The sequence below is a fragment of the Mycobacterium hackensackense genome, assembly GCF_025822555.1.
Lineage (GTDB): Bacteria > Actinomycetota > Actinomycetes > Mycobacteriales > Mycobacteriaceae > Mycobacterium > Mycobacterium fluoranthenivorans.
Genome location: NZ_JACKUC010000038.1, coordinates 28,790 through 42,272, shown reverse-complemented (window position 1 = coordinate 42,272; position 13,483 = coordinate 28,790). Strand labels below are relative to the sequence as shown.

Genomic DNA, 13,483 nt, shown 5'->3' with positions numbered 1-13,483 from the left:
TTGAGCCTTTTGGACTACATCTGTGATCAAAAATAGGCTCGGGGGTAAGGTGCTGTCAATGAAACGCGCGGAAGTGGTGCGCGACTACGGCGGCATCTCGGCAGCGGACCGTCGCGCCGAACGTCGCCGCAAGCTGATATCCGCCGGCCGAACGATCTGGGGTGAATCCGGCCTCAACGAGGTCACCGTGCGCGGCGTCTGCGCGTCCGCGGGCTTGATCACCCGCTATTTCTACGAACAGTTCGACAGCCGCGAGGCCCTCCTCTTCGCGATCGTCGATGAGGTGCGCGTGCAGCTGCTCGAAGCCATGCTCGTAGCGGGCATCGGCGAGAGCGGGGACCTGCGGGACAAACTCCGCGCGGCGCTGACGGCGTTCCTGAACATCGTCGCCGCGGACCCGCACCTGCACCGGATCGTCTCCGGCGACGTGACGGGTGTGCCCGGTCTACTCGAACACCGGATGCAGCTGCTCGACATGATCGTCGCCTCGATCATCGAACAGGCCCCCTCGGTACTGGGCGCGCGGCTGCCCGAACCGGCGATCCTGCGCCGCGGCGCCGTGTTCATGGTCGGCGGCGTCAACCAGATCATCGCGGAGTGGTTGCGCAATCCGTCGAACCCCGACACCGAGACGGTCGAGGAACTGGCCAACGCCTGCGCCCGCCTGTGCGTCGCGGTCGTTCAGGACACCGTCGAGCGGTAGCCGGCGCCCCGCGCCGCGGTTGTACTGTGCAAGGCATGCCGAACCGCCGGAACCCCGACGGCGATGTCCCCTTGTGGAAACGGGCGGCACGCGAACTCAAGAGCGCGGTCAAACGCCTCCTCGCCCCGAAGGGTATTTCCGTGACGCCTCCGGATGAGCCCTATCTGATCGTCCCGATCCTGGGGCAGTCGAACGCATTCGGCATGGGGTTGCCGCTCGACGCGGCCGACACACCCCACCCGCTGGTGCACCAGTGGGCCAACTGTGGGCGAGCCAAGAACACGGCGATCCTCGCCGTCGACCCGCTCCTGCATGAGACTCCTTCGCGGCGTGTCGGTTTCGGCGTGACATTCGGCAAGGCGCTTGCGGAGGCGACCAACCGCCCCGTACTCCTGGTGCCCTGCGCACGCGGCGACACCTCGTTCCACCCGAAGAACGGCTACACCTGGGATATCGGGAACACCACGACTCGGCGCAATCTGTACCGGGAAGCGGTGGCCTCGATCAACGCGGCGCTCGCTCGCTTTCCGGATGCCACTGTGGCCGTGGTGCTGTGGCACCAGGGCGAGTCCGATGTCCCGCTCCTGACAGCGCCGGACTATCAGCGCAGACTCGACGCGCTGTTCGAGGATCTGCGCGCCCGATACGGCCCCGGACTGCCGATCATCGTGGGCGGCATGGTTCCCGAGGAGATGGAGCACAGCGGCAAGGACTACCGGCCGATCAACGCCGTGCACGAGGACACCCCGCGCCGACTCCCGCGGACTGCCTTCGTCCCAGGCCACCGGAACGCGTTCAACAGCGACACCGATCGGCACTACAACGCCTCCGGTGTCCGCGCCATGGGCAGCGATATGTGGGACGCCTACCGGCAACTCGACGCCGACAGACTCGATAGCTACCGGCGCTGAGGGGGCGACCGCGGTCGGATGCCGGAGGCGGCGCCGCGGATGACCCCCAATTTCTAAAAAGACGTTGTGGCTTCGGTGATAGGACTCTGGCGGTACGACGCAGTCGGCCTCGCGCTGTGTCAGCATGAGTCCGTGACCTCCTGGCGCAACGTTGCTGCGGTCGGTGTCGCCGCCGCCGCAACAGCGATTCTGCAGAATGCGGCAATCCCGGCCGCCCACGCGGTGGGCTGCCCGGACGCCGAGGTGATCTTCGCCCGAGGGACCACCGAAGACCCCGGTCCCGGTCCCACCGGCGCCGACTTCATCGCCGCGCTCCGTGACCGGCTTCCGGGTAAGTCCGTGGGGACCTACGCGGTGGACTATCCGGCCACCCTCGATTTCGCCACCGCCGTCAGCGGTATCTCCGACGCGCGGGCGCGCATCCTGTCAACCGCAGCCACCTGCCCGGACACCAAGATGGTGCTGGGCGGGTTCTCCCAGGGCGCCGCGGTGATGGGATTCGTCACCTCCAGCACCATCCCCGACGGTGTGGACCCCGCCGCCGTGCCCGCACCGATGCCGCCCGAGATCGCCAATCACGTTGCCGCAGTTACCCTTTTCGGAAAACCTTCGGCCCGTTTCATGCGCGCCATCAACGATCCCACCGTTAACGTCGGCCCCAACTACCTGGCCAAGACCGTCGATCTGTGCGTCGACAACGATCTGGTGTGCGATCCGGCCGGGCGCAGTTTCTCCGCTCACAACACCTACTTCGACGCCGGGATGGTCGACCAGGCGGCGGCTTTCGCCGCCAATGCCCTGCAGGCAAGTTGGGCCGCCACGGCCCCCACGGCGCCGTCCACCGGGCCGGCCCCCGCGGCGCCGATTCCCGTGACCGCGCACCTGGGTGGCACGCCGCCCCCGGTCACCCTCACCCCCGCCGCCCCGCTCGGGCCGCCTCCCGGTCCCGTGATGGCGGCGGCGCCGGCGCCGGGTATCGCCCCGGGGACGGGCGCACCCACCGCACCGGTCCTCTAGTCCGAGCCGCACTGCGACACCGGCGGGTCATGATGGACCCATGGAGTCGACGCGCGTAGATCGCTGGCTGTGGGCCGTGCGATTGACCAAGACCCGACCGGACGCCGCGGAAGCCTGCCGCGCGGGACACGTGCGGGTCAACGACCGGACGGCGAAACCCGCCACCACGGTGGTCCCCGGTGACACGGTCCGCGCCCGCGTAGGCGACACCACCCGGACCGTCGAAGTGGTACGGGTGATCCAGAAGCGGGTCGGCGCCGCCGATGCCGTGACCTGCTACCTCGACCGGACACCTGCCGCGCCACCAGCCGTCGCCGCACCGGTGGCCATCCGCGACCGCGGGGCCGGCCGTCCGACCAAACGGGATCGGCGCGTCCTGGACAAATGGCGGGCCGGCCGGCTGTGACACCGTGGATTCAGGCGGCCCTGGTCCGGGTGCCGTCCTGTGCACCGGCGGAACCGGCGAGCGGCAGGACGGCGGCCTTCCGCCGAACCTCCCAGCGGTTCAGGGCCATTCGGCAGGGTTCCTCGATGAGGGCGTAGCTCACCGCGGCCATCGCCAGGCCGAAGAACAAGGTCAGCACGAGAACCCCGACGAACCCGCCGTCCGACGGATGCCGGTCCAGCATCGGAAACACCAGGCTCAACGCCGCCAGATGCCAGATGAACAAGCCGTAGGACCATTCACCCAAGGTGACCATCACCGGGCTGGCCAGCACCCGATGCGACGCCGACGGCCGGTCCAGAACCAGCGGCGCCAGCAGTGCCCAGGCGATGATGGCACCCATCGCCGTTCTGAAGACGAACTGCTCGACACTGGCATGTACCCCCACCGCCGGAATCGCCAGCGGCGACGCCGACAGCACATAGGCGACGAGTGCGAGGCCCGCCATGGGCACCGGGCGGCGGGCGAGCCGGTGCACACGGCCCTCGGGACGGCAGGTCAACTCGGCGAGCAGCATGCCGACGGCGAACCACGAGGCGTACGCAGGCGCCCAATTGAGCGGATTCGCCTCATAGGGAGCCGGGATGGGCAGGTAACCCCAGCCGAGGCTGGCCACCGCGACCGCCACGATGGCGGGCACCCGCATCCTGACCGGAAGTTTCGCCGCAGCCAACGCCAGCAATGGCAGCGCCAGATAGAACGTCACCTCGACCGACAGGCTCCACATCTGGGTCAGTCCGGCGACGAGCGTCTGCGGGACGTAGACCTGGGTGAGGGTCAGGTTGGCCAGCCACACCGAAAGGTCGGCGAAATGGACGTCGGGCAGCAACGCCAGGATGAGGACCACCGCGACCAGATAAGCGGGCATGATCCGCACCAGCCGCGAGCGCAGGTACGGTCCGGTGGCAGGCGCCGGCCGCAACCCGTGGGCCGCGGCGGCATGGCCGCGCCAGAGCAGGAACCCCGACAACGCGAAGAACACCGCCACCGCGAGATCCAGCCGGATCAGCAGGCGCCCGTGCAGTCCGTGGAACTCTCCGGTCTGCACCGCGACATGGGTGACCACGACCGCAAGCGCAGCGGCCGCGCGCAGGCCCTGCAGCGCCGGCAGGAACGTTCGCGTCCCGCCGGCGGGTTCCGGTAGCGAATCCCCCACAACTCCTCAGTGTGCCCGACCGGCACTACCCATGGTGCGCAGCGATCTGAATCCGATCCCCGCGGGCGTCGTCGACAGCAATGGTCACAGCGATGCGCGCGCGAATTCCTCTTCGATGACGGTGACGAAGTGGTCGACATCGGATTCGGTGGTGTCCCATGCGGCCATCCACCGCACCTCGCCTCGCGCCCGGTCCCAGTCGTAGAACCGCACCCGCTCACGGATCCGATCGGCGATCGCGATGGGCAAGGTGGCGAACACCGCGTTCGCCGATGTCTGCTGGGTGAACGACAGCCCCGGCAAGGTGCCCTCGGCGACGCCGGCCGCCAGTGCCGCCCGCAGCCTGGCCGCCATGGCGTTGGCATGGCCGGCACTGCGGATACCCAATCCACCATCGAACAGAGCCAGCAATTGCGCCGAGGCGAAACGCATCTTGCTCGCCAGTTGCATCGTCAGCTTGCGCAGATACACCAGGCCGACGGCACGATCGGGGTTGAGCACCACCACCGCTTCCGCACCGAGCAGACCGTTCTTCGTACCGCCGAGGCTCACGATGTCGATACCCGCGTCGGTGGTGAACGCACGCAACGGCACGTCGAGCGCCGCAGCCGCGTTCCACAACCGGGAACCGTCCATGTGCACCGTCATCCCGCGTGCGTGGGCGAAGTCGGTGAGGGCCCGCACCTCGTCCACGGTGTACACGGTGCCCATCTCGGTGGCTTGGGTGATGCTCACGGCCAACGGCTGGGCCCGGTGCTCGTCGCCCCAGCCCCACGCCTCACGGGCGGCCAGCTCGGGGTCGAGTTTGCCGTCCGCCGTCGGCACCGTCAGCAGCTTGATGCCGGTCATGCGCTCCGGGGCGCCGGCTTCGTCGGTGTTGATGTGAGCGGTGGACGCCGTGACCACCGCGCCCCAGCGCGGCAGCACACTGGTCAACGCGACGACGTTCGCGCCGGTGCCGTTGAAGATCGGGAACACCTCGGCCTGTGCACCAAAATGCTCCCGGATCACCTCTTGCAGGCGTGCGGTGTACACATCGCCTCCGTAGGCGACCTGGTGACCGCCATTGACGACGGCGATGGCCTCGAGGACCTCCGGGTGCACCCCGGCATAGTTGTCACTTGCGAACCCGCGCCAGGACGGGTCGTGCAGACGCGTTACCGGCACACCGGTTACGGCGTCGGCGCGCCGGGCGGAACGATCGGCGGTGCGGCCGGATCGGCCGGTGCCGCGGGGGCGGCGCCCGGAGCCGGATCGGTCACCCACGCCGGCGGGTGCGGATCGCTGAGCGCGACATATCCCGGCGGCAGCGCCGGGCCGCCGCCCGGGGTCCCGGCCGGCGGAAGAGCCACCGGCAGTGCGGGCGTCGACGAACTCGGATCGGTCAGCGACGTGTAGCCGGGCGGCAGCTTGGGCGCGGGGCCAGCGCCGGGAGGCGCTCCGGTCCCGACTCCTGCGTCTTCGGGCGCCATCGTCAGCTCGTCGATGGGGTTCGCGCTGTGGAAGGTGTGCCAGATATCGCGGAGGTAGCCGAGCTGCCCGGGCGTCTGGCCCTGGCCGTACTGCTGATTGGACACCTCGGGCACCGGCGGGGCGCCGGGCGGCGGCGGGGGCTGCGCACCGGCGGGTTCGCCGGCCACCAATACCGGTTGACCGGGGGCGGGCGCGGCGACCGCGTCGGGTGCCCCGGGAGCCGGGGTCGGAATCAGCGGCTCGGGATCGGCGCAGGCTTGACCGGCACCGGCCAATGCGCCGCCCACGAGGAAACCGCCGACGAGCGCGGCCTTCACCGCAGTGGAGATCCGCTCAAACATCACTACAGGTTGTCCTCTCCTAGACACGTGCCCGTAATCCTCCACGTCCGCCCGCTCCCGCGTCAACGCGAACGCACAGGGTCGGCCGGTCGGCGCACCCGGGTGAGGACCTCAGTTCTGCCGCGGAAGCAACTCCTTGGCGAATCTGTCCAGGAACTTCGCGTCATCGGAGGCATCGAGTGGCCGGACCACGAACTTCGTCAACCCGGCGGCGATGTACTCGTCGAGACGCCGGTGCAGGGTGGGCCAGTCGGGTGCGACCAGCTCGGACGGATCGAGGTCGGGCCGCCGCGCCCGGATCGCGTCGGCGATCGTAGGTGGCAGTTCGCCGTCACCGACCGCCAGGTTGATCCCGTAGTGGTCGGGTTCGATCGCCCGCCCGGCCCGCTCGGCGGCTTCGATGATGGCCACCCGCGCCCGGCCGGCTTCCTGCGGCGTCAGAAAGCTGCCCAGCCAACCGTCGGCCAGGGTGCCGATCCGCCGAAACGCCGCCGGCGATGATCCACCCACCCAGATGTCAAGCGGGACATTCGGTTTCGGGACGATGATGGCGTCGCGAACTCGGTGATAGTCCCCGGTGAACGTCACCTCATCCTCGCGGAGCACCCTCCGCAGCAGCCGCAGAGCTTCGTCGAACACCGCGGCGCGGCGACCGTCGGGCACCGGAAAGAGATCCCGTTCGGCCGGCGACGCCGAGCGCAGACCGAACACCGGAAGAACCCGTTTGGGCGCAAGCGCCGCCAGCGATACCAGCTCCTTGGCCACCAGCACCGGATGCCGGCCCGGCAGCACGGCCACGGAGGTGCCGACCTTGAGCCGCTTCGTCCGAGCCAGCGCGAACGCCATCCCGACGACCGGGTCGACGGCGGGCGAGTACACCAGCTCGGAGAACCAGAGCGAGTCGATGCCCGCACTCTCGAGATGGTCGACGATCGCCGGCAACCGCTCCGGGCCGACATCTGCTCCCAGCCCCACGCCGAATCGGATCTTCACAGGCACCACCCTTCGGCTGTCACAACACCACGGGGCGCGGTTTTGTGCCGGTCTTCGTCGCCGCCTGCGTGATTTGGGCGTGCTTACCCGCGCTGAGCGCGGGTAAGCACGCCCAAATCACAGGCGGGCTCCGGTGGCGGCGTCGAAGAGATGCTCGCGGCCGGGCCGCACCTGTACCCGCACCCGATCACCGGGCTGCGGCACGGCCGGCCAGGCGGCCACCACCGACGCCTCGATGACCGCGGTGAGCCTGCGCTCGCCCACCTTCACGATCACCACGTAACGCGGACCGAGCAGCTCGACCAGATCCACCCGCGCGTGCCCATCGGCATCGGGTGCCACGATCAGATCCTCGGGCCGCACCCCGAAGGTCACCGCGCCCGCGACCGCCGCCGGCACCGGCCACGACAGCCCATCGACTTCGAAGACCCCGTCGCGAGTTGTTCCGTCGACGAGATTGGTACCCGGTGATCCGATGAAGCCGGCGACGAACGTGTCGGCCGGCGTGCGGTACAACTCTTCGGGTGTCCCCCGCTGAGCGATTCTGCCGGCGTTGAGCACCACCAACTGGTCGGCGATCGTCATCGCTTCCTCTTGGTCGTGTGTCACGTACAGCGCGGTGATGCCGAGTTCCTGCTGTAGCCGCCGGATTTCGGAGCGCAACTCGACGCGCAGTTTCGCGTCCAGGTTGCTCAGCGGTTCGTCGAACAGGAACACCGACGGGGTGCGCACCAACGCTCTGGCGATGGCCACCCGCTGCTGCTGGCCTCCGGACAGCTGTCGCGGCTTGCGCGTCAACAGATCCTCGATCCCGACGCGGACGGCTGCGGCCCGAGCCCGCTGCGCGGCTTCGGCCTTGCCGACGCCGGCATTGCGCAACGGGAACGCGATATTGCCTGCCACGCTCAGCTGTGGGTACAGCGCATAGTTCTGGAAGACCATGGCCACATCGCGCTCCCGCGGCGCCGCACCGGTGACGTCGCGACCGTCGATACGGACCGTCCCGCCGTCGGCAGTCTCCAAACCGGCCGTGATGCGCAGGGTGGTGGACTTACCGCAGCCGGAGGGCCCGACGAGCACGGTCAGCGATCCATCCGGCAGCGTGAGATCGAGGCCGTCGACGACCGCCGTGCCGCCGTAGGTCTTGGTGATCCCGCTGAGCTCGACCGTGCTCATTTGGTGGCCCCGGCGGTGAGACCGCCGACCAGGAATCGCTGTGCGACCAGAGCCAGCACGTACACCGGCGCGATGCCCAGCAGACCCGCGGCGGCCTGCTGGCCGAACTGGACGTTGCGGTCCCCTTGGAACAGTGACAAACCGACGGTCAACGTCTGACTCTCCTTGGTGACGGCGAGATATACGGCGAACAGAAAATCGTTGTAGCTCAGGAAGAACACCACCAGCAGCGCGGCGATGATGCCCGGCCACAGCAGCGGCAGCACCGCCTTGCGGAAGGCCCCCGCAACGGTCAGCCCGTCGATCACCGCGGCCTCATCGATCTCGACCGGGATGCGCCGCACGAATCCGTCGAGCAGCCAGGCCGCCACGGGCACGTTCGCCACCCCGTTGACGACGACCAAGCCCAGCACGTGGTTGGTCAGGCCGAAGTCGCGCAGCAGGAAGAACAGCGGGATGATCGCCACCACCGGTGGCGCGCAGTAGCTCGCCAACAGCGCGGTCAGCAGGCGTTCGCCGTTGAACCGGCGCGCCGTGAAATACGCTGCAGGCGTGGCGATCGACACCGCGAGGAGGGCAGCGCCGACGGCCGAGATCCAGGAGTTCTGCAGCATCGATCCCAGCGAAATGGTGTCGAACACCGAGGTGAAGTTCGCCGACGTCCACTGGCTCGGTAACAGGCTGGAGTTCAGCACATCCCCGGGTGGCCGCAGCGACAGTGACACCAGATACCCGATCGGCACCAGGGCGACGATGACCGCGGCAACCACAGCGGCCGAAGCGATCCAACGCGTTCTCATGTCTGCTCAACCTTCACCACTCGGGCACGGGCCTTGGTGAGTACGGTCGCCACCGCTCCCACGACGACCGCGAACACGAGGGTCTGCGCGGCTGCGGTGCCCATGTCGAAACTGCCCCGCAGACCTGTCTGATAGATGACGTACGGCGTGAGCGTGGTCGCGAAACCCGGTCCCCCCGAAGTGATCACGACGATCAGATCGAACACCTTGTAGCCGATGACGAGTTCGAGGGTCGACACCGCCAATGCGGTCGGGGCGATGGCCGGCCAGGTCACCGTCGTGAAGGTGCGCCACCCACCGGCACCGTCGACGCGTGCGGACTCGAGCAGGTCTTGGCGTACCACGCCGAGCGCGGCGAACAGAATCAATACGGCGAACGGCGTCCATTGCCACACATGGATGATGAGCAGCACCGCGAACGCTCCGGGTCCGGAACCCAGTGGGTTGAATCCTCCCAACCCGACCGCGGCGAACGCAGCGGCCAGCCCGCCACCGACGGGTGCCAGTAACAGTTTCCATGACACGCCGATCAAGACCGGCGCCGTTACCAGGGGTAGCAGCAACAACGCGCCCACCGCGCCGAAGCGGGTGCCCCTGGCGCGAAGCAGCAGCGCCAGAGCCAGGCCCAGACCGGTGGTCAGTACCGTCGCGACCGCGGCGAACAGCGTCGACCGCCACAGCGACGGCGTGAATGATGGTGCGGCGAAAGCGGTCTGGAAGTTGTCGACGCCGGTGAACGCGCGCAACGGGTGCGCCAGCGACGAATCCGTGAGTGCCAGCGCCAGCAGATACCCGGTCGGATAGACCAGGAACAACACCAGTCCGGCGATGGCGGGCAGGGCCAGCCAGAGCGGGACGCGTCGCGTCATGTCGCGGCGCTCTCCCAGCTCTTCTGTGCATTCTCCAGTGACTGCTCCACGGTCTGGGTGCCCGCGATGGCCAAGGCCAGCTGGTCGACCAGGTCCTGCAGCAGCTTGGGTGCGCCCTTCTCCTTGGGCCACACCAGCGGATTGCCACCCAGTCCTTCGCGAATGGGGGCAATGGCCTTGGTCACCACCTTGGCGTAACCGTCCGAATTCAGGACATCGCCGCGCACCGGGTCGATACCCGCACCCGCCGTTGAGGACACTTTGAGGTTCTGGGCCGCCGCAGTGGCCCAATTCAGGAACGCGGCGGCAGCATCCTGGTGCTTGGAAGCCGCCGAGATGCCCAGGCCGAAGCCGGCGTCCAACGCGGCCCGCGGCGTGGTGTTGGCACCACCGACGGGCAGCGAGACCGCGCCCCATCGGCCGGCGATCTTGGACGCCGACGGATCTTCGGCACGCAACGCCATATCGGTCCAGGTGTCCAACAGCGCGCCCTGTCCGCTGAGGAACGCCGTGTTCGCCTGGTCGAAGCCGACCTGCAAGGGCGTCGGTAAAGCCACCGGTGCGACATCGACGAGATGCGTGAGTGCGGCGACCGACGCGTCGGAGGTCAGCGCGGGTTTACCACTGCCATCGACCAATTCGCCGCCGTACCCGGTCAGCCGGTTGATGTACGAGCAGCCGAGGATCATCGGGACCTGCTGGCCGGACACGATGGCGCCGTAGGCGGCACCGTGGGAATCCCTGGTGATCTTGGCAGCGATCGTGTCGTACTCGTCCCAGGTCTTGGGCGGCTCGAGTCCGTACCGCTCGAGCAGTTCGGCGTTGTAGAACAGGATGTGCACGTCGCCGTCGTAGGGCAGTCCGTAGCGTTTGCCGCCCAGCAGCGTGTACGGGTCGTAGATGGATTTCAGGTAGCCGTCCACACCGATCGCGGATTTGTTGGTGTTGATCCAGTCCGTCAGATCGACCAGTGCGCCGGCATCCACCAGGTCGCCCAGACCGAAGTAGAAGTAGTCGAATACGTCGAATTCACCGGTGCCGCTTTGCACGTCGAGGATCTGCTTGCTGGTCAGCTGGTCGTACGGCGCCGCCGTCACCTCCAGCGTGCCACCGGTCTGCTGCTTCCACGCCGGGGCCAGCACATCGCGGAAGGAAGTCACATGCGGCTGGTTGACCAACAATTTCAGCGTCACACCGTCGAACTTGCCCGACACCGCGGTGTTGGCGGCCAGTGCATTTCCGCCACCGGAGGAACCGCAGGCAGCGAGTGCGGGGGCCAGCAGTGCGGCTCCCCCGGCGAGTCCGAACAGTTGCAGCGCACGGCGGCGCGAGAGGGCAGAAGACATCACGCGGTGTGACGGTACGAAGAGGACCGGGGTCCGCGCGAGGGAAAAACTCACGGCGATCTTGAACGAGCACCTACCGGCACGCGGCTACGCTGACGTCTCGTGCCGGACTACATCGACGAACAGCGCCGCGAATTCGCCTTCAGCGTGCTCGGCGGGCCGACGACCGTCGTCGACATCGCCGGGCAGCGCATCGTCATCGACCCGACATTCGATCCACCCGGTGCGCACGCCTACCTCACCAAGACCGCCGGTCCCGCCGTGCCGACCGAGGCCCTCGGCCGGATCGATATCGTGCTGGTCAGCCACGACGAACATCCGGACAATCTGGACACCACAGGCCGGCAGCTGGCCCGCGACGCTCCCCTGGTGCTGAGTCACCCGCGTGCTGCGCCACGCCTCGGACCGTCCGCCCGCGGCCTGGCGGCCTGGGAGTCCGTGGAGTCGAAGGGCCTCACCATCCAGGCGGTGCCCGCGGTACACGGCCCGGCCGACGGGCAGCGCGACGAGCATGGCTTCGTCAATTGTGAGGTGACCGGATTCGTGCTCAGCGGTCCAGAGGTTCCCACCGTGTACCTCAGTGGCGACAACGCCTCACTCGACGCGGTACGGGCGATCAGGGACCGGGTCGGTGCGGTCGACATCGCCGTGCTGTTCGCCGGCGCAGCCCGGGTACCGACCAAGGAACGCAACCGCCCGCTGACGCTGACCGGCCAGCGTGCCGCGGCCGCCGCGGAAGTGCTGGGCGCCAAGGTCGTCATTCCCGCCCATCTGGACAGCTGGGCGCATTTCAGTGAAGGGCTGGACGAGTTCGTGGCGGCATTCGACGAAGCCGGACTGGGTCATCTGGTGGCCACCGCCCCGCACGGCCAGTGGATCGTGCCCGGCTCAGCGGCTGTGTGAGTCGAAGAACTGCCATGACTCCTCCGAGGCGTCGAACCCGCGGCTCGCCAAGCCCACGGCGTGCGCGGGCAACACCTCGGGTGCGCCGGGCCAGGTGTGCCCACCGCCGTTGACCCGCATGAACACCACCTCGCCGCCGGGTGCGCAGGGCGCGAAGTCGATCCGATCGGTCTGCGTTCCGTCGCCGCTGGGTGCGAGCTGCTGCTGCGCGGGCGTACCGGCACAGCCGTTGAGCCGGCCCCACCGTTGCACCATCGCCGGCGCCGACACGATGTCGCTGGCACCGCCGCGGCCCATCATCGGGCCGCCACCGAACGGGACGATCGGGTCGGCCGTGCCGTAGGTCGCCATCACCGCGACGGGGCGTGACGGCGCGCAACCCACATTCGAGCCGAGGGTGCCCGCGACGGGCGCGATGGCGGCGAACAGGTCGGCGCGGTCACAGGCCAGCCGATTGGCCATGAAGGCGCCGGCCGACAGCCCGGTGAGGAACACACGACCGGGGCTGATCCCATAGTCGGACACCAGCTTTGACACCAGTGTGGTGATGAAACCGACGTCGTCGACACCCTGGCGGTCCGGTTCGGAGGCACCACGACCGTCGGCCCAGCTCATATCGATGCCGTCGGGATAGACGACGGCGAAGCCGTGTGCGTCCGCCACGGCGTTGTAGTGGGTGAGCGCGGCCTGTTCGCGCCCGGACACACCCGCGGCGTGCAAATTCACCACCAATGCCGACGGATGAGTCACCCCGGCCGGCACGTGTATCTCATACGTCCTAGACAGTCCCCCGACGTCGATTGCCGCCGCTCGGGCCGGCACCGCTGAGACCGTCGCGGCACCGAACATCACGGTCGCCGCGGCGCACATCGCGCCGGCCCGTTTCAGGACGCTATGCATGGGCGCACCGTAGAGCGGTCCGGCGAACGTTTGCCGAACAGCAGGTGACCGGGGCCGGCCACAGCGTGCGCACAATGGGATCCAATATCGTGCTCAGAATTCGCGACACCTTTCCTGTTTAGCAAAATTCACAGCTTCTCGTTGCGCAATTTGCCGATACCGCCGAGGTTATTAACGCGAACGTCGGACGTGTTGACTTCACATGCACATTCGCCATCGATCGGCAGCGTTCGTCGATGCACGGCGAATTAACCTTGATTTGCGGGATAATTCGCGCCGCGCGGCGGGCGCCCGAACGTGCGGACCCGGGGCCACCGCGGTGTGCACGGCCCTGAACGCGGATCGTATGATGGTTTCGCACAACATTTTTCAGTACTTCACCGGCAGTACGCCGGCGACGTCTGTGCCGACAGAGAAGGGTTTGAGATTGAGTCGGTCACGACGCCGAGG

At 68.1% G+C, this 13,483-nt stretch carries 14 protein-coding genes; 5 read left to right on the top strand and 9 right to left on the bottom strand.

Annotated elements, in window-relative coordinates:
• Nucleotides 1-58 precede the first annotated feature (58 nt).
• The 4 genes from H7J86_RS28880 to H7J86_RS28865 all read left to right on the top strand — a co-directional run bounded on the left by H7J86_RS28880 (nt 59) and on the right by H7J86_RS28865 (nt 3,037).
• Entirely contained in the window at nt 59-703 is a 645-nt protein-coding gene (locus H7J86_RS28880; RefSeq protein WP_090357406.1) for a TetR/AcrR family transcriptional regulator, read from the top strand.
• Between the two features lie 35 nt (nt 704-738).
• Nucleotides 739-1,614 carry a sialate O-acetylesterase gene (locus tag H7J86_RS28875; RefSeq protein ID WP_267295123.1) on the top strand — a complete coding sequence of 292 codons (876 nt, stop codon included), beginning with the start codon at nt 739-741 and terminating at the stop codon, nt 1,612-1,614.
• Between the two features lie 132 nt (nt 1,615-1,746).
• Nucleotides 1,747-2,631, top strand: coding sequence for a cutinase family protein (locus tag H7J86_RS28870; protein WP_308204881.1), 885 nt, complete (start codon nt 1,747-1,749; stop codon nt 2,629-2,631).
• A gap of 40 nt (nt 2,632-2,671) precedes the next feature.
• Complete coding sequence (locus H7J86_RS28865; RefSeq protein WP_090357402.1) at nt 2,672-3,037, top strand: RNA-binding S4 domain-containing protein; 366 nt, start codon at nt 2,672-2,674, stop codon at nt 3,035-3,037.
• A gap of 10 nt (nt 3,038-3,047) precedes the next feature.
• Here the strand turns inward: H7J86_RS28865 and H7J86_RS28860 are convergent, their stop codons facing one another.
• The 8 genes from H7J86_RS28860 to H7J86_RS28825 all read right to left on the bottom strand — a co-directional run bounded on the left by H7J86_RS28860 (nt 3,048) and on the right by H7J86_RS28825 (nt 11,230).
• Nucleotides 3,048-4,232 (bottom strand): acyltransferase family protein, encoded by a 1,185-nt coding sequence (locus H7J86_RS28860; protein ID WP_267295121.1) that lies wholly within the window; start codon nt 4,230-4,232, stop codon nt 3,048-3,050.
• Between the two features lie 84 nt (nt 4,233-4,316).
• Nucleotides 4,317-5,399, bottom strand: a complete 1,083-nt coding sequence (locus H7J86_RS28855; protein ID WP_267295119.1) for a threonine aldolase family protein — start codon at nt 5,397-5,399, stop codon at nt 4,317-4,319.
• 5 nt (nt 5,400-5,404) lie between these two features.
• The gene (locus H7J86_RS28850; protein WP_267295117.1) at nt 5,405-6,046 is read right to left on the bottom strand and encodes a hypothetical protein; all 642 of its coding nucleotides are present in this window, start codon (nt 6,044-6,046) and stop codon (nt 5,405-5,407) included.
• 111 nt (nt 6,047-6,157) lie between these two features.
• Nucleotides 6,158-7,039 (bottom strand): TIGR03854 family LLM class F420-dependent oxidoreductase, encoded by an 882-nt coding sequence (locus H7J86_RS28845; RefSeq protein WP_267295115.1) that lies wholly within the window; start codon nt 7,037-7,039, stop codon nt 6,158-6,160.
• Between the two features lie 117 nt (nt 7,040-7,156).
• Nucleotides 7,157-8,215 carry an ABC transporter ATP-binding protein gene (locus tag H7J86_RS28840; protein ID WP_267295113.1) on the bottom strand — a complete coding sequence of 353 codons (1,059 nt, stop codon included), beginning with the start codon at nt 8,213-8,215 and terminating at the stop codon, nt 7,157-7,159.
• Nucleotides 8,212-9,015, bottom strand: coding sequence for a carbohydrate ABC transporter permease (locus tag H7J86_RS28835; RefSeq protein WP_267295111.1), 804 nt, complete (start codon nt 9,013-9,015; stop codon nt 8,212-8,214). The genes H7J86_RS28840 and H7J86_RS28835 overlap by 4 nt, the downstream gene beginning before the upstream one ends.
• Nucleotides 9,012-9,884 carry a carbohydrate ABC transporter permease gene (locus H7J86_RS28830; RefSeq protein ID WP_090357390.1) on the bottom strand — a complete coding sequence of 291 codons (873 nt, stop codon included), beginning with the start codon at nt 9,882-9,884 and terminating at the stop codon, nt 9,012-9,014. The genes H7J86_RS28835 and H7J86_RS28830 overlap by 4 nt, the downstream gene beginning before the upstream one ends.
• Nucleotides 9,881-11,230, bottom strand: a complete 1,350-nt coding sequence (locus H7J86_RS28825; protein WP_267295109.1) for an ABC transporter substrate-binding protein — start codon at nt 11,228-11,230, stop codon at nt 9,881-9,883. The genes H7J86_RS28830 and H7J86_RS28825 overlap by 4 nt, the downstream gene beginning before the upstream one ends.
• A 114-nt stretch (nt 11,231-11,344) precedes the next feature.
• On the opposite strand from H7J86_RS28825, the gene H7J86_RS28820 reads away from it, so the two are divergent.
• The gene (locus H7J86_RS28820; protein WP_308204888.1) at nt 11,345-12,133 is read left to right on the top strand and encodes an MBL fold metallo-hydrolase; all 789 of its coding nucleotides are present in this window, start codon (nt 11,345-11,347) and stop codon (nt 12,131-12,133) included.
• On the opposite strand, the gene H7J86_RS28815 is transcribed toward H7J86_RS28820, so the two are convergent.
• Nucleotides 12,119-13,033, bottom strand: coding sequence for an extracellular catalytic domain type 1 short-chain-length polyhydroxyalkanoate depolymerase (locus tag H7J86_RS28815; RefSeq protein ID WP_090357387.1), 915 nt, complete (start codon nt 13,031-13,033; stop codon nt 12,119-12,121). The two genes, H7J86_RS28820 and H7J86_RS28815, sit on opposite strands and share 15 nt — an antisense overlap.
• Nucleotides 13,034-13,483: the final 450 nt, after the last annotated feature.